Below are 14,741 nucleotides of genomic sequence, written 5' to 3'. Positions count from 1 at the left end.
GCGGGAACCGTCCCCGGTTCCCGCCGCGCGGGTCGTACCGATCGGCCTACAGGTACTGGCCGGTGTTGGACTCGGTGTCGATGGCGCGGCTCGCGCTCGCGTTCTTACCGGTGACCAACGTGCGGATGTAGACGATCCGCTCACCCTTCTTGCCCGAGATCCGGGCCCAGTCGTCGGGGTTGGTGGTGTTCGGCAGGTCCTCGTTCTCCGAGAACTCGTCGACGATGGAGTCGAACAGGTGCTGGACGCGCAGGCCCGGGGCACCGGTGTCGAGCACCGACTTGATCGCGTACTTCTTGGCGCGGTCGACGATGTTCTGGATCATCGCCCCCGAGTTGAAGTCCTTGAAGTACAGGACCTCCTTGTCGCCGTTGGCGTACGTGACCTCGAGGAAGCGGTTCTCCTCGCTCTCGGCGTACATACGGTCGACGACCCGTTCGATCATCACCCGGATGCAGGCCGTGCGGTCGCCACCGAACTCCGCGATGTCGTCGCTGTGCACCGGCAGTGTCTCGACGAGGTACTTCGAGAAGATGTCCTGCGCCGACTCCGCGTCGGGGCGTTCGATCTTGATCTTCACGTCGAGGCGGCCGGGGCGCAGGATCGCGGGGTCGATCATGTCTTCGCGGTTGGAGGCGCCGATCACGATGACGTTCTCGAGTCCCTCGACACCGTCGATCTCACTGAGCAGCTGCGGCACGACGGTGGTCTCGACGTCGGAGGAGACACCCGACCCGCGGGTGCGGAAGATCGAATCCATCTCGTCGAAGAACACGATCACCGGGGTGCCCTCGGACGCCTTCTCCCGGGCCCGCTGGAAGATCAGCCGGATGTGCCGCTCGGTCTCGCCGACGAACTTGTTCAGCAGCTCGGGGCCCTTGATGTTGAGGAAGTAGGACTTGGCTTCCTTGCTGTCCTGCCCCCGGGCCTCCGCGATCTTCTTCGCGAGGGAGTTGGCGACCGCCTTGGCGATGAGCGTCTTGCCGCACCCGGGCGGACCGTAGAGGAGCACACCCTTCGGCGGGCGGAGCTCGTATTCGTGGAACAGGTCCTTGTGGAGGAACGGCAACTCGACGGCGTCACGGATCTGCTCGATCTGCCGGCCGAGGCCGCCGATGTCGTCGTAGTGGACGTCGGGAACCTCTTCGAGGACGAGATCCTCGACCTCGGCCTTGGGGATCCGCTCGAACGCGTACCCGGCCTTCGTGTCGACGAGGAGGGAGTCGCCCGGCCGTAGTTTGCGGGTGGGCGATTCGGCGTCGTACGCGACCGACTCTCGTTCGCTGTCCGCGTACACGGTGGCGAGGGGTTCGGCCAGCCAGACGATCCGTTCCTCGTCGGCGTGACCGACCACGAGGGCGCGCTGACCGTCGTCGAGGACCTCTCGAAGCGTGCTGATCTCACCGACACGCTCGAAGTTGCCCGCTTCCACGATCGTGAGTGCCTCGTTGAGGCGCACAGTCTGGCCGAGCTTGAGGGTCTCGGCGTCGACGTTCGGGGAGCAGGTCAACCGCATCTTGCGTCCGGAGGTGAACACGTCCACGGTCTGATCGTCGTGCACTCCGAGCAGCACGCCGTACCCGCTCGGCGGCTGGCCGAGGCGATCGACTTCCTCTCGGAGCGCAATGAGCTGCTGACGGGCCTCCTTGAGGGTGTCCATCAACTTGGTGTTCCGGATGGACAGCGAGTCCACTCGCGATTCCATCTCACGAAGCTGTTCCGGCGACTCCGCGAGCTGCCTGCGCAGTGCCGACGCCTCCGCGCGCAACGCCTCGAGCTCTCGTGCGGCCGCAACCGAATCGGGGTTCTCTGTCGAGCTCATGTGCGTCTCCTCCCAATGAGATCTATCAACGCTACCGGCACTGCCCGAATTCTGCGCCGTGACACGGATTCTGCCGATTGCGAATCGGCATACGCGACACCCGGGGCCATCGAAACTCTCATGTTAGCCTTACCTACCTGTCGAGCAGTTTCCTCTCTGTTCCGTGTAACGAAAGGGTTCGTCGTGATAATCCGCAAGCCCCTGAACGGCACGTCCTTCACCGGTAGGTCCGTGGTTGCCGTGGGCGCGGTGGTCTTCGCGCTCGGAATGTCGGCCTGCTCGTCCGACGACGGTTCCGGCACCGCCGCGGCGACGTCCGCGGCCACGTCGTCGCAGGTAGACGCGACCGTCGCCGCCCCCACGTCGGAGGAACTGCTCGGTACGCTCCAGCTGCTCGTGGACCCGGCCCGGCCGGTCGACGAGAAAACCGTCGTGGTCGTCGACGGCGACGAACGCCGCCCGAATCTGGAGGCGATGACCGCCGCCATGGCCAACTACCCGGTGTCCTTCACGGTCACGGACGTGCAGGTGGAGGGCGATACCGCGACGGCGAACGTCGCGATCGTGAGCCCGCACGGCACGGCCGCTCCGACGGCGTGGACGTGGGAGAACGTCGACGGCGTGTGGAAGGTGTCGGACGAGAGCACGTGCACCCTGCTCGGCATGGCACGCGCGGGCTGCAGCTAGCCCGGTCCTTCGGCGGCGCCCGCTCCGGGCGCCGCCGAAGCCGTGTCTCAGCCCTTACCCGACCGGCGCTGCGGCTTGGGGGTGACGGTTCCCTCGGCGAGACGCCGGGCGCTCACCAGGAACGCGGTGTGGCCCTGCATCCGGTGTTCCGGCCGCACGGCGAGCCCGACGACGTGCCAGCCACGGACGATCGACTCCCAGGACCGCGGCTCGGTCCAGCACTCCTGCTCGCGCATCGCCTCGACGACCTTGGAGAGCTGCGTCACAGTCGCGACGTAGACGACGAGCACGCCGCCGGGGACCAGCGCCTTGGACACCGCGGGCAGCGCGTCCCAGGGTGCCAGCATGTCGAGGACCACCCGGTCGACCGGGCCGCCGGCCGCGTCGGCGTCGAACTCGGCGACGTCCGCGATGGTCAGGTCCCAGTTCGCGGGGCGTTCCCCGAAGAACGTCTCGACGTTCCGCACCGCGTGCTCGGCGTGGTCGTCGCGCACCTCGTACGAGATGACCCGGCCTTCCGGCCCGACCGCCCGCAGCAGGGAGCACGTCAGGGCGCCCGAGCCTGCGCCGGCCTCGAGGACGCGGGCGCCGGGGAAGACGTCGCCCTCGTGGACGATCTGCGCGGCGTCCTTCGGGTAGATGACCTGCGCCCCGCGGGGCATCGACAGGACGTAGTCGACGAGCAGCGGTCGCAGCGCCAGGTAGGGGGTGCCGTTGGTCGACTTGACCACGCTGCCCTCGTCGGTGCCGATCAGGTCGTCGTGCAGGATTCCGCCGCGGTGCGTGTGGAACTCCTTGCCGGCCTCCAGGTTGACCGTGTAGTGCCGGCCCTTGCCATCGGTCAGCTGGACGCGATCGCCCACCCGAAACGGTCCACTCGGTCGCGTTTCGCGTCCCACCATCGTCACCGACTCCTCAGCCTGTTCGTCCGGCGCCGTCCGGCGCCCGTCCCGCTGCCCCGACACGACTGTCGGACCGGGGGCCTACCCTGCCAGGTGTGAGCATCTCAGAGTCGCCAGCCCCCGTCACACAGGGTTCCCCGTCACAGCCCGGCGACACTTCGGTCACCCGCAGGCGCCCCGCCCTGTCGCCGTCCCGCGCCGGCGACTTCAAGCAGTGCCCGCTTCTCTACCGCTTCCGTGCCGTCGACCGGCTCCCGGAGGCGCCGTCGCGCGCGCAGGTGAAGGGCACGGTCGTGCACGCCGCGCTCGAGACGCTGTTCGCGTTGCCCGCCGCCGAACGGGTTCCGCAGAAGGCGGTCGATCTGATCCTCCCGTCCTGGGAGCGCCTCCTCGCCGAGGCCCCCGACCTGATCGACCTGGTTCCCGAGGACCAGCGCGAGTCGTTCCTCGACGAGGCGCGGTCGCTCGTCACCGCCTACTACGAACTGGAGGACCCCACCCGGTTCGAGGCCGAATCGTGCGAACAGCGTGTCGAGACCGAACTCGCCGACGGGGTGCTGCTCCGCGGATTCGTCGACCGAATCGACGTGGCCCCCACCGGTGAGGTGCGGGTGGTCGACTACAAGACCGGTCGCGCACCCCGCGAGATGTCCGAGTCCAAGGCGCTGTTCCAGATGAAGTTCTATGCGCTGGTCCTGCTGCGCACCCGCGGCATCGTCCCGGCGCAGCTGCGACTGCTGTATCTCGCGTCCGGGACGGTCCTCACCTACGCACCCGACGAGGACGAACTGCTGCGGTTCGAGCGCACACTGTCGGCGATCTGGAAGGCCATCCTGGCGGCGGGTGTCACCGGCGATTTCCGACCCAAGCCGAGCCGGCTCTGCGACTGGTGTGATCATAAGTCCCTGTGCCCCTCGTTCGGAGGAACGCCGCCTCCCTACCCGGGATGGCCGGAGGGGCCCGCCGAAGACGCACCAGGTTTCGAGGAGATTGTCGAATGAGTTCCGAGTCCTACTACGTACCACTCGGTTCGGAAGCACTGGGTGCGCCGGAAGTGGACTCGGACCAGAAGATCACGGTCGAGCGATTCGACAGCACGGATCTGACGATCAGCGTGTGGGCCGAGACGATGCAGCACGGCGCTCCCCCGTCCGCGCTGCTCGTGCGGGCACTCGAACGGTGCGCCCCTCGTGACGACGCGCGCATCACGCGGGTCGTGGTCGAGATCCTCGGCCCGATCCCGATCGCCGAACTCGAGGTCCGGTCCTGGGTGCAGCGGCCGGGCCGCCGGGTGGAGTTGGTGGTCGCCGAACTGTGGACCGTCGGCGACCGGCCCCGGGCCGTGGCGCGGGGCTCGGCGTGGCGCATGGAGACCGTCGACACGAACGATGCCGTCCACGTCGTCGACCCGCCGCTCGAACCTCGGTCCACCGGCCGGGAGGGCAAGTTCAGCGAAGGCTGGAATTCGGGCTACCTGACGACCCTCGACTGGCGGTGGATCGCCGAGATGGGGTGCGAGGGCCCCGGCAAGCTGTGGGCGAGGCCGCGGCCCGCGCTGGTCCTCGGCGAGACCATKACGCCGCTCGAGCGGCTCTTCTCCATCGCGGACGTCGCCAACGGTGTGGGATCGAAACTCGACCCGGCCGACTGGACGTTCCTCAATACCGACCTCACCGTGCACATCTTCCGGGTCCCCGAGGGCGAATGGGTCGGCGTCGGCTCCGAGACGTCCATCGGCCCCGACGGCGTGGGGATGTGCGCGGGCGTGCTGTACGACGAGACCGGCGCGGTCGGCCGGATCGCCCAGACCGTACAGGTCCGCGCCCGCTCCTGATCGGAACGGGCGCGGATCGTCCTGCGGCGGAACGAGATCAGAGGGCGCGGCAGGACCGGATGTTCGACGCGAGGATGGCCTTGGCGCCGAGGTCCGCGAGTTCGTCCATCACTCCGTTGTGACCCTTGATCGGCACCATCGCCCGGACCGCGACCCAGTTCTCGTCGGCGAGCGGCGACAGCGTCGGCGACTCCAGTCCGGGGGTGATCTTCAGCGCGTCGTCGAGGATCGTCTTCGGGCAGTCGTAGTCGAGCATCAGATTCTGCTGCGCGAAGACGATGCCGCGCACCCGCTCGACCAACTGGTTGCGTGCGGAATCGTCGGCGGGCGAACCGGCGCGCTCGATGAGCACACCCTCGGAGTCGCACAGGGTGTCACCGAACGCGACCAGGTTGTGCTGGCGCAGGGTGCGGCCGGATCCGACGACGTCGGCGATGGCGTCCGCGACCCCGAGCTGGATCGAGATCTCCACGGCGCCGTCGAGGCGGATGACCGAGGCCTCGATCCCGCGTGCGGAGAGGTCGTCGCGCACCAGGTTGGGGTAGGACGTGGCGATCCGGAGTCCAGCGAGATCCTCGACCTTCCAGTCCTTGCCCGCGGGAGCGGCGTACCGGAACGTGGAGCGGCCGAAGCCGAGCGACAGCCGCTCGGCGACCGGGGCGCCCGAGTCACGGGCGAGGTCGCGGCCGGTGATGCCGAGATCGAGTTCACCGGATCCGACGTAGATCGCGATGTCCTTGGGGCGGAGGAAGAAGAACTCGACCTGATTGGACGGGTCGAGGACGGTCAGGTCGCGGGAGTCGGTGCGACGGCGGTAGCCGGCCTCGGAGAGAATTTCGGCGGCGGACTCGGACAGCGAGCCCTTGTTGGGGACTGCGACGCGCAGCATGGCTGAGGTTCCTTTCGGGAGCGGGTGGAGGAGTCTCGATCACCGATCACAGATGTCGGTAGACGTCCTCGAGTTTCAGGCCCTTGCCCACCATCAGCACCTGCGTCCAGTACAGCAGCTGGGAGATCTCCTCGGCGAGCGCCTCGTCGCTTTCGTGCTCGGCGGCGATCCACACCTCACCCGCCTCTTCGAGGATCTTCTTTCCCTGCGAATGGACGCCGGCGTCGAGGGCGGCAACGGTGCCGGACCCCTCGGGGCGGGTAGCGGCACGCTCGGTCAGCTCGGCGAACAGGGATTCGAAGGTCTTCACGAGGACCCATTGTTTCACGCCGCCGCGGACCTCTCCGAACCGGTCACCACCCGAGTGTGCGGCGACTCTCGAACCGGCGGACCCGGCCCGAACGGGGATCGGTGAACTCGATGGCCCGCGCCAGCAACCGCAACGGGGTCGAGAAGTCGCCGGGCTCGGATCGGCGGAAGTCCGGGTAGTAGTTGTCGCCCTCGATCGGGAGTCCCAGCGACGACATGTGCAGCCGCAGTTGGTGCGTCCGGCCGGTCTTCGGCAGCAGCCGGTACCGGGCGCGGCCGTCCCGGGTCTCGATCAGGTCGACGACGGTTTCGCTGTTCGGTTCTCCCGGCTCCTCCGTGGCCGTCATGATCCCGTGTTCCTTGACGATGCGGCTGCGGATGATGCGCGGAAACTCCAGCGTGGGATCGTGCCCGGCGACGGCCTCGTATTCCTTGGTGACCTGCTGGGAGACGAACAGTTCCTGATAGGCCCGGCGGTCTTCCGGCCGGATCAGGAACACCAGCACACCGGCCGTCATCCGGTCGAGCCGGTGCGCCGGGGTGAGATCGGGGAGGTCGAGCGTCCGCCGTAACCGCACGACCGCCGTCTCGGTGATGTGCGCGCCCCGCGGGATGGTCGCGAGGAAATGCGGCTTGTCGATCACCACGAGGTGGTCGTCGCGGTGGAGGATGTCGATCTCGAACGGAACCGGGATCTCGGGTGCGGGGTCGCGGTAGAAGTACACGAATCGGGTCGGCGCATAGCGGGTGCCGCGGTCGACGACCCGGCCGTGTTCGTCGACGACTCCCCCACCGTCGATCAGCGACAGCCAGTGCGCCCGCTCGTCGGGGTACGTCTCGACCAGGAATTCGGCGACGGTCTTCGCCCCGAGCCCGGCCGGCATCCGGATGCGATCGGGACCGAGACCGTTGCGGACGGGCAGCGGCGCCCCGGCCACCTCAGCCCGCCCGGTTCTCGGTGCAGTCGGCGCACACGAGCACGAGTTCGCGGCCCCGGTCGTTCGGCAGATTCTCGTACCGGGACGTCGGACCGCCGCATCGGGTGCAGCGCCCCAGGGTCGTGGCCTGGTCGCTGAACTCGATGGTCATCCGCTTGTCGAAGACGTACAGCGACCCCTCCCACAGACCCGTGTCGCCGAACGCTTCGCCGTACCGGACGATGCCGCCGTCGAGTTGATAGACCTCGCCGAACCCGCGCGAACGCATCAGCGAGGACAGGACCTCGCACCGCACTCCCCCGGTGCAGTAGGTGACGACAGCCTTGTCCTTGAGATGGTCGTATTTGCCGCTGTCGAGTTCGTGCACGAAGTCGCGGGTGGTGGACACGTCCGGCACGACGGCGTCCCGGAAGCGGCCGATCTCCGCCTCGAAACCGTTGCGTCCGTCGAAGAAGACGACGTCGTCACCGCGCCCCTCGACCAGGYGGTGCACCTCGTCCGGCGCCAGGTGGGTACCGCCGCCGACGACGCCGTCCGCGTCCACCTTCAGCTCGCCCGGCGCACCGAACGTCACGATCTCCGACCGCACCTTGACGCTGAGCCGCGGGAAGTCGTCACCGAGACCGTCCGACCACTTGATGTCGGCGTCCTTGAACGGCGCGTAGCCGCGGGTCCCCTTCACGTACCGCTTGACGTCGCGGATGTCGCCGCCGACGGTCGCGTTGATGCCGTGCTCGGAGACGAGGATCCGCCCGGTCAGGTTGTGTGCCTCGGCGAGCGTGTACTGCCACAGCCGGATCGCCTCCGGGTCGGCGAGCGGAGTGAACACGTAGAACAGCACGATTTTCGGGACAGCCACGGGGAACCAGACTACCTAGAGACGCACACCGCTCGGCTGCGCCCAGGCCTCGGCCAGATCGGAACCGGTGAGACCTTCGAGGCTGTCCCGGAACACCCGCCCCGGGCCGTCGGCCACCGGGATCTCGCACGGGACGATCAGCACGACGCAGCCCGCGGCCTGCGCGGACGCCGCGCCGGTGGGCGAGTCCTCGATCGCGAGGCACTGCGACGGATGCAACCCGAGAAGTTCGGCACCCCGCAGGTACGGGTCGGGATGTGGTTTGCCTGCCGGCACCTCGTCGCCGCACACCGAGTGGTCGAAGTGGTGCCTGCCGAGCGTCTCCAGCGCCCGCTCGGTGAGGCGGCGCTCGGTGTTGGTCACCAGCGCCGACCTCAGGCCGTGGGCCCGGGCGGTCCGCAGTGCATCGTGGGCGCCCGGCCGCCACGGGATGCCGTCGCCGAACAGTTCCTCGACGCGGGTGAACATCCATTCCTTGGCCTCGGCGAGCGCCGCCGGATCCCGGTCGAGCCCGAGGGCGTCGAAGATGACGCCGAGCGCGTTGGCGCTGGACGCGCCGATCGTCTTCAGCCGGGTCTCCTCCGTCATCGGCCCACCGAGGTGCATCGACAACTCACGGACCGCGACGTCCCACATCTTCTCGGAATCGAGCAGCGTTCCGTCCATGTCCCACAGCACGCCTGCGAGACCGTCGAATGCGTCAGACATTGAAGTACTTCGCCTCGGGGTGGTGCAGCACGAACGCATCCGTGGACTGCTCGGGATGCAACTGCAGTTCCTCCGACAACTTCACACCGATCCGTTCCGGTTCGAGGAGAGCGACCATCTTCGCGCGGTCCTCCAGGTTGGGGCAGGCGCCGTAGCCGAACGAGTAGCGGGCGCCGCGGTAGGCGAGGTCGAAGAACCCGGACACCTCCGACGGATCCTGCTCGGCGACGTTGTGGCCGCCGGGCAGCACGAGTTCTTCGCGGACCCGTCGGTGCCAGTACTCGGCCAGCGACTCCGTCAGCTGCACGCCGATGCCGTGCACCTCGAGGTAGTCGCGGTACGCGTTGGCGGCGAACAGCTCGTTCGCGAAGTCCGCGATCGGCTGCCCCATGGTGACCAGCTGCATCGGGAACACGTCGACCTGGCCGGTCTCCTTCGCCTCGGTGCGGGACCGCACGAAGTCGGCGACGCAGAGGAAGCGGTCGCGGTGCTGGCGCGGGAACGTGAACCGGAAGCGTTCGTCCGCGTCGGGCGCCGGGTCGGTGAGCACGACCACGTCGTCGCCCTCGGACACGGCGGGGAAATAGCCGTACACCACGGCGGCGTGCGCGAGGATTCCCTCGGTGCTCAGCCGGTCGAGCCAGTACCGCAGGCGCGGGCGGCCCTCCGTCTCCACCAATTCCTCGTAGGTGGGTCCGTCGCCGGAACGCTGCCCGCGCAGGCCCCACTGCCCGAGGAACAGGGCGCGCTCGTCCAGCAGTCCGGCGTAGTCGGACAGCGAGACACCCTTCACGATCCGGTTGCCCCAGAACGGCGGGCTCGGGACGACGATGTCGGTGGCAACGTCGGACCGTTCCGGCACCTCGACCGGGGTCTCGGCGGCCTTGCGCTTCTCCGCGATCCGCTTGGACCGTTCGTGGCGCGCCTTGCGCTCGGCCGCCTTCTCCCGGGCGGCGATCGCTTCCGGGCTGTCCGGGTCGGGTCCGCCGCCGCGTTTGACGGCCATGATCTCGTCCATCCTGTGCAGGCCCTCGAATGCGTCGCGCGCGTAGCTGACGTCGCCCTCGTACACCTCGGCCAGATCGTTCTCCACGTATGAGCGGGTCAGCGCAGCACCGCCGAGGAGGACGGGGAACTTCTCCGCGACTCCCTTGGCGTTGAGTTCCTGCAGGTTGTCCTTCATCACCACGGTCGACTTCACGAGCAGACCGGACATGCCGATGACGTCGGCCTTCTGCTCGATCGCCGCGTCGAGGATCGTCGCGATCGGCTGCTTGATGCCGAGGTTCACCACGTCGTACCCGTTGTTGCTGAGGATGATGTCGACGAGGTTCTTGCCGATGTCGTGGACGTCGCCCTTCACGGTGGCGATGACGATGCGGCCCTTGCCGTCCTCGTCGGTGGCCTCCATGTGGGGTTCGAGGTACGCCACGGCCGCCTTCATCACCTCGGCGGACTGCAGCACGAACGGCAACTGCATCTGCCCGGACCCGAAGAGTTCGCCGACGGTCTTCATGCCGGACAGCAGGGTCTCGTTGATGATCGCGAGCGGCGGCTTCTCTTCCATCGCCGCGGTGAGGTCGTCGTCGAGGCCATTGCGCTCACCATCGACGATGCGCCGTTCCAGCCGCTCGAACAGCGGCAGCGCCGCCAGTTCCTGGGCGCGGGATTCGCGTGCCGACGCCGCGGAGACGCCCTCGAACAGCTCCATCAGCTTCTGCAGCGGGTCGTAGCCCTCGCGCCGGCGGTCGTAGACCAGGTCGAGGGCCGTTTCGCGCTGTTCGTCGGGGATCCGTGCCATCGGCAGGATCTTCGACGCGTGCACGATGGCCGTGTCGAGGCCGGCCTCGGTGCACTCGTGCAGGAACACCGAGTTCAGGACCTGACGGGCGGCAGGGTTGAGACCGAACGAGATGTTGGACACGCCGAGGGTGAAGTGCACCCGCGGGTGCCGCTTCTTCAGTTCGCGGATCGCCTCGATCGTCTCGATGCCGTCGCGGCGGACCTCTTCCTGACCGGTGGAGATCGGGAAGGTCAGCGCGTCGATGATGATGTCGGACTCGTCGAGGCCCCAGTTCACGGTGATGTCGTCGAGCAGGCGCTCGGCGATGCGGACCTTGTGCTCTGCGGTGCGCGCCTGGCCCTCCTCGTCGATGGTCAGCGCGACGACGGCGGCGCCGTGTTCCTTGACGAGCCGCATGATCTTCTGGAACCGCGAGTCCGGTCCGTCGCCGTCCTCGTAGTTGACGGAGTTGACGGCGCACCGGCCGCCGAGGTGTTCGAGACCGGCCTGCAGGACCGCGGGCTCGGTGGAGTCGAGCATGATCGGCAGCGTCGACGACGTCGCGAACCGGCTCGCGAGGGCGGCCATGTCGGCGGCGCCATCACGTCCGACGTAGTCGACGTTGAGGTCGAGCATGTGGGCGCCGTCGCGGGTCTGATCCTTCGCGATGTCGAGGCACTTCTGGTAGTCCTCGGCGATCATCGCCTCACGAAATGCCTTGGAGCCGTTGGAGTTCGTGCGCTCGCCGATCATCAGGATGCTGGCGTCCTGCTCGAACGGCACCGCCGTGTACAGCGACGACGTCCCCGACTCGTGCACCGGGTTGCGCGCGGCCTTCTCGACGAGGCGGACCGCCTCGGCCACCTGCCGGATGTGCTCCGGGGTGGTGCCGCAGCAGCCGCCGACCAGACCGAGACCGAACTCGGTGACGAAGCCGCTGAGCGCCTCGGCGAGTTCCTCCGCGGTGAGCGGGTACTCGGCACCCTTCGGGCCGAGCTGCGGCAGTCCGGCGTTGGGCATCACCGATACGGGGAGCGAACTGTACTTGGACAGGTGGCGGAGATGTTCGCTCATCTCGGCGGGACCGGTCGCGCAGTTGAGCCCGATCATGTCGATACCGAGCGGTTCGAGCGCGGTCAGCGCGGCACCGATCTCACTGCCGAGCAGCATCGTGCCGGTGGTCTCGACCGTGACGTGGGTGATGATCGGCAGCCGCGACCCCAGCGTCTCCATCGCCCGCTGACTGCCCAGGATCGCCGCCTTCACCTGCAGCAGGTCCTGGCAGGTCTCGACGAGGATCGCGTCGGCGCCCCCGTCGATCATGCCCATCGCGGCCTCGGCGTAGGCGTCGCGCAGGATCGCGAACGGCGCGTGGCCGAGCGTCGGCAGCTTGGTTCCGGGCCCCATCGAGCCGAGGACGAAGCGGCCCATGCCGTCGCGTCCCGGCCCCATCTCGTCGGCGACCTCACGCGCCAACCGGGTGCCCTTCTCGGCCAGTTCCCGGATACGGTCCGAAATGTCGTAATCGGCGAGGTTGGGGAGGTTGCACCCGAACGTGTTGGTCTCGACAGCGTCGGCCCCGGCCTCGAAGTACGCGCGGTGGATCTCTTTCAGCACGTCAGGGCGGGTGTCGTTGAGGATTTCGTTGCAGCCTTCGAGCCCGAGGAAGTCGTCGAGCGTGAGGTCCGCGGCCTGCAACATGGTGCCCATGGCTCCGTCGCCGATGACAACGCGCTGGTTCAACGCATCGAGCAGGGCAGAGTGAAATGGCGCAGACATGCCGTCCAGACTAGTGGGCGGGGGAACCAACGCTGGCCGTAGGCTGGGTGGGTGAGTTCCAGTGAGTTCCCCGTCACGCCTGCGGGCCCCGACGACGACACCCCCGACACCGCCGACGACGGTGCCACCGACAGCGCCGACGACGGTGCCACCGACACTGGCGTGCCCGTACTTCGTGACCCTGTTCTCGTCGCCGCCTTCGAGGGCTGGAACGACGCCGGCGACGCCGCGAGCGGAGCCGTCGAGCACCTCGAACTGACCTGGGACGCCCAGCCGCTGGCCGAGCTGGACTCCGAGGAATACTACGACTACCAGGTCAATCGCCCCACGGTCCGGCAGGTCGACGGGGTCACCCGGGAGATCGTGTGGCCGGCCACCCGGCTGTCGGTGTGCTCGCCCCCTGGCAGCGACCGCGACGTGGTGCTGCTGCGCGGAATCGAACCGAACATGCGCTGGCGCAGCTTCTGCGAGGACCTCCTCGAGCTGATCGATCAGCTGCAGATCAACACCGTGGTGATCCTCGGGGCACTGCTCGCGGACACCCCGCACACGCGGCCGGTCCCGGTGACGGGCAGCGCGTACAGCAGCGAGGCCGCCGAGCGGTTCAAGCTCGAGCAGACCCGCTACGAGGGACCGACCGGGATCACCGGGGTGCTGCAGGACGCGTGCGTCCGGGCCGGTGTGCCTGCGGTGTCGTTCTGGGCGGCCGTGCCCCATTACGTGTCCCAGCCGCCGAACCCCAAGGCGACGGTGGCTCTGCTGCAGCGCGTCGAGGACGTCCTGGACATCGAGGTGCCGCTCGGGGAACTCCCGTCGCAGGCCGACGACTGGCAGGAAGCCGTCACCGAGATGACCGCGGACGACGAGGAGATCGGCGACTACGTCCGCTCCCTCGAGGAGCGCGGCGACGCCGAGACCGACATCTCCGAGGCCATCTCGAAGATCGACGGTGACGCGCTGGCGGCCGAGTTCGAGCGGTATCTCCGCAGGCGTGGGCCCGGCAGCTTCGGGCTGTGACGAAGAACTCGTCCGAGTCGCTTCGTTCCTCGCTCCAGCGCACGGCGCTCTACGCCGGCGGTTTCCTCGGCCCGTTCGGCGGCGGGGTGGTCGCCTCGATCCTTCCCGAGATCGGTGACGACCTCGGCGTGAGTGCATCCGCCGCGGCCGGGTCGCTGACGGCGTACCTGCTGCCGTTCGCGTTGCTGATGCTGGTGTCGGGCACGCTGGGCGCCCGGTGGGGACAGATGCGGACCGTGCGGATCGCGTACGGCGTCTACCTGCTGTCGTCGCTGGCCTGTTTCGTGGCGCCGACGCTGCCGCTCTTCCTCGGTGCCCGCGTGCTCCAGGGGTGTTCGAACTCGTTCACGACGCCCCTGCTGCTGGCGGCGCTCGCCGCCTCGACCCCGAAGAAGCATCTCGGCCGGGCGCTGGGGATCTTCGGCGCCTTCCAGGCTGYGGGACAGTCGAGCGCGCCGCTCGTCGGTGGACTCGCGGCGGAGGTCGACTGGCGTCTCGCGTTCCTCGTCATCGCCCTCGTGGCCGCGGTGCTGGGGATGGTCGGCGTTCCCGACAGCGCTCCCGCCGAGCCGGGGGCGCCGCGCCCGCGACTGCGCGACGCCCTCACCCCGTCGGTGCTGAGAATCGGGGTGGTCGCACTCCTCGGGTGGGGCGCGCTCGGTGGGCTGAGCTTCCTGGTCGCGTTCCGCGCCGAGGACGTCTTCGGGCTGAGCCCGACCCAGCGCGGGCTGCTGCTCACCGGGTTCGGCGTGGCCGGAATCCTCACCGCACGTCTCGTCGGCGGTGTCATCGACAAGATCGGGGCCCGGGCGGCCGTACTGATCGGCGCGTTCGGCGGGGCGATTCTCGTCGCGGCCGCCGGGACCGTGTCCCTCCTCGCAGTCGTGGCCGTGGCGTGGTTCGCGGCCGGGGTCGCCGGTCAGTTCATCCTGGTCGGGGTCAACGCCGCCGTGCTCGGGTCGCCGGGCCCGAACCGGGGCGGCGCGGTGTCCGTCGTGCAGGCGCTGCGATTCATGGGCAACGCGCTCGCCCCGATCACCCTCACCCCGGTGTATTCCGTGTCGCCCGCGGCCGGCTTCCTTCTGCCCGCCGTGCTGCTCGCCGTGCTGGCCCCGCTGCTCATGCCCCGCGACCACGCACCCGCCTGACACGCCTTCCGGGAGGACTGTGAGGTGTTCCTGATTCCCACGTAACGTGCGCGCAGCCGTTACGAC

Annotated in this window: 13 protein-coding genes; 5 read left to right on the top strand and 8 right to left on the bottom strand. The window is 68.5% G+C overall.

Annotation, left to right across the window (positions count from 1 at the left end; all coding sequences use genetic code 11):
* Positions 1–46: 46 nt before the first annotated feature.
* Positions 47–1,822, bottom strand: coding sequence for a proteasome ATPase (arc, locus tag AC1DWT_RS43875; protein ID WP_072941731.1), 1,776 nt, complete (start codon positions 1,820–1,822; stop codon positions 47–49).
* 183 nt (positions 1,823–2,005) lie between these two features.
* On the opposite strand from arc, the gene AC1DWT_RS43870 reads away from it, so the two are divergent.
* Positions 2,006–2,509 (top strand): WKL family lipoprotein, encoded by a 504-nt coding sequence (locus AC1DWT_RS43870; protein WP_095863681.1) that lies wholly within the window; start codon positions 2,006–2,008, stop codon positions 2,507–2,509.
* A 47-nt stretch (positions 2,510–2,556) separates the two neighbouring features.
* Here the strand turns inward: AC1DWT_RS43870 and AC1DWT_RS43865 are convergent, their stop codons facing one another.
* Positions 2,557–3,411, bottom strand: a complete 855-nt coding sequence (locus AC1DWT_RS43865) for a tRNA (adenine-N1)-methyltransferase (RefSeq protein WP_072941736.1) — start codon at positions 3,409–3,411, stop codon at positions 2,557–2,559.
* Positions 3,412–3,506: 95 nt separating this feature from the next.
* On the opposite strand from AC1DWT_RS43865, the gene AC1DWT_RS43860 reads away from it, so the two are divergent.
* Both AC1DWT_RS43860 and AC1DWT_RS43855 read left to right on the top strand, forming a co-directional pair.
* Positions 3,507–4,412, top strand: coding sequence for a RecB family exonuclease (locus AC1DWT_RS43860; protein WP_095863680.1), 906 nt, complete (start codon positions 3,507–3,509; stop codon positions 4,410–4,412).
* Complete coding sequence (locus AC1DWT_RS43855; RefSeq protein WP_477925583.1) at positions 4,409–5,245, top strand: thioesterase family protein; 837 nt, start codon at positions 4,409–4,411, stop codon at positions 5,243–5,245. The genes AC1DWT_RS43860 and AC1DWT_RS43855 overlap by 4 nt, the downstream gene beginning before the upstream one ends.
* 37 nt (positions 5,246–5,282) lie before the next feature.
* On the opposite strand, the gene hisG is transcribed toward AC1DWT_RS43855, so the two are convergent.
* From hisG to metH, 6 genes are read right to left on the bottom strand one after another with little or no spacing between them, the layout of a single operon-like run.
* Complete coding sequence (gene hisG / locus AC1DWT_RS43850) at positions 5,283–6,134, bottom strand: ATP phosphoribosyltransferase (RefSeq protein ID WP_012687844.1); 852 nt, start codon at positions 6,132–6,134, stop codon at positions 5,283–5,285.
* A gap of 46 nt (positions 6,135–6,180) precedes the next feature.
* The gene (locus AC1DWT_RS43845) at positions 6,181–6,462 is read right to left on the bottom strand and encodes a phosphoribosyl-ATP diphosphatase (protein WP_009473527.1); all 282 of its coding nucleotides are present in this window, start codon (positions 6,460–6,462) and stop codon (positions 6,181–6,183) included.
* A gap of 25 nt (positions 6,463–6,487) precedes the next feature.
* The gene (locus tag AC1DWT_RS43840) at positions 6,488–7,381 is read right to left on the bottom strand and encodes a pseudouridine synthase (protein WP_095863679.1); all 894 of its coding nucleotides are present in this window, start codon (positions 7,379–7,381) and stop codon (positions 6,488–6,490) included.
* 1 nt (position 7,382) lies between these two features.
* The gene (gene trhO, locus AC1DWT_RS43835; RefSeq protein WP_477925580.1) at positions 7,383–8,240 is read right to left on the bottom strand and encodes an oxygen-dependent tRNA uridine(34) hydroxylase TrhO; all 858 of its coding nucleotides are present in this window, start codon (positions 8,238–8,240) and stop codon (positions 7,383–7,385) included.
* 15 nt (positions 8,241–8,255) lie between these two features.
* Positions 8,256–8,948 (bottom strand): HAD family hydrolase, encoded by a 693-nt coding sequence (locus tag AC1DWT_RS43830; RefSeq protein WP_072941745.1) that lies wholly within the window; start codon positions 8,946–8,948, stop codon positions 8,256–8,258.
* Complete coding sequence (metH, locus tag AC1DWT_RS43825; RefSeq protein WP_072941746.1) at positions 8,941–12,510, bottom strand: methionine synthase; 3,570 nt, start codon at positions 12,508–12,510, stop codon at positions 8,941–8,943. Before metH ends, AC1DWT_RS43830 begins: the two co-directional genes overlap by 8 nt.
* Before the next feature lie 51 nt (positions 12,511–12,561).
* Between metH and AC1DWT_RS43820 the strand changes: the two genes are divergently transcribed.
* Both AC1DWT_RS43820 and AC1DWT_RS43815 read left to right on the top strand, forming a co-directional pair.
* The gene (locus AC1DWT_RS43820) at positions 12,562–13,527 is read left to right on the top strand and encodes a PAC2 family protein (protein ID WP_072941748.1); all 966 of its coding nucleotides are present in this window, start codon (positions 12,562–12,564) and stop codon (positions 13,525–13,527) included.
* Entirely contained in the window at positions 13,524–14,675 is a 1,152-nt protein-coding gene (locus AC1DWT_RS43815; RefSeq protein WP_477925577.1) for an MFS transporter, read from the top strand. Before AC1DWT_RS43820 ends, AC1DWT_RS43815 begins: the two co-directional genes overlap by 4 nt.
* Positions 14,676–14,741: the final 66 nt, after the last annotated feature.

This window comes from Rhodococcus sp. P4_B6 (assembly GCF_056402215.1).
Note: the sequence above shows the minus strand (reverse complement) of the source record. Positions and strands in the feature narration are given on the sequence as shown.

Coding starts and splice junctions, on each gene's coding strand:
- metH (WP_072941746.1), bottom strand. CDS start 12,510: ATGTCTGCGCCATTTCACTCTGCCCTGCTCGATGCGTTGAACCAGCGC.
- AC1DWT_RS43865 (WP_072941736.1), bottom strand. CDS start 3,411: ATGGTGGGACGCGAAACGCGACCGAGTGGACCGTTTCGGGTGGGCGAT.
- hisG (WP_012687844.1), bottom strand. CDS start 6,134: ATGCTGCGCGTCGCAGTCCCCAACAAGGGCTCGCTGTCCGAGTCCGCC.
- arc (WP_072941731.1), bottom strand. CDS start 1,822: ATGAGCTCGACAGAGAACCCCGATTCGGTTGCGGCCGCACGAGAGCTC.
- AC1DWT_RS43830 (WP_072941745.1), bottom strand. CDS start 8,948: ATGTCTGACGCATTCGACGGTCTCGCAGGCGTGCTGTGGGACATGGAC.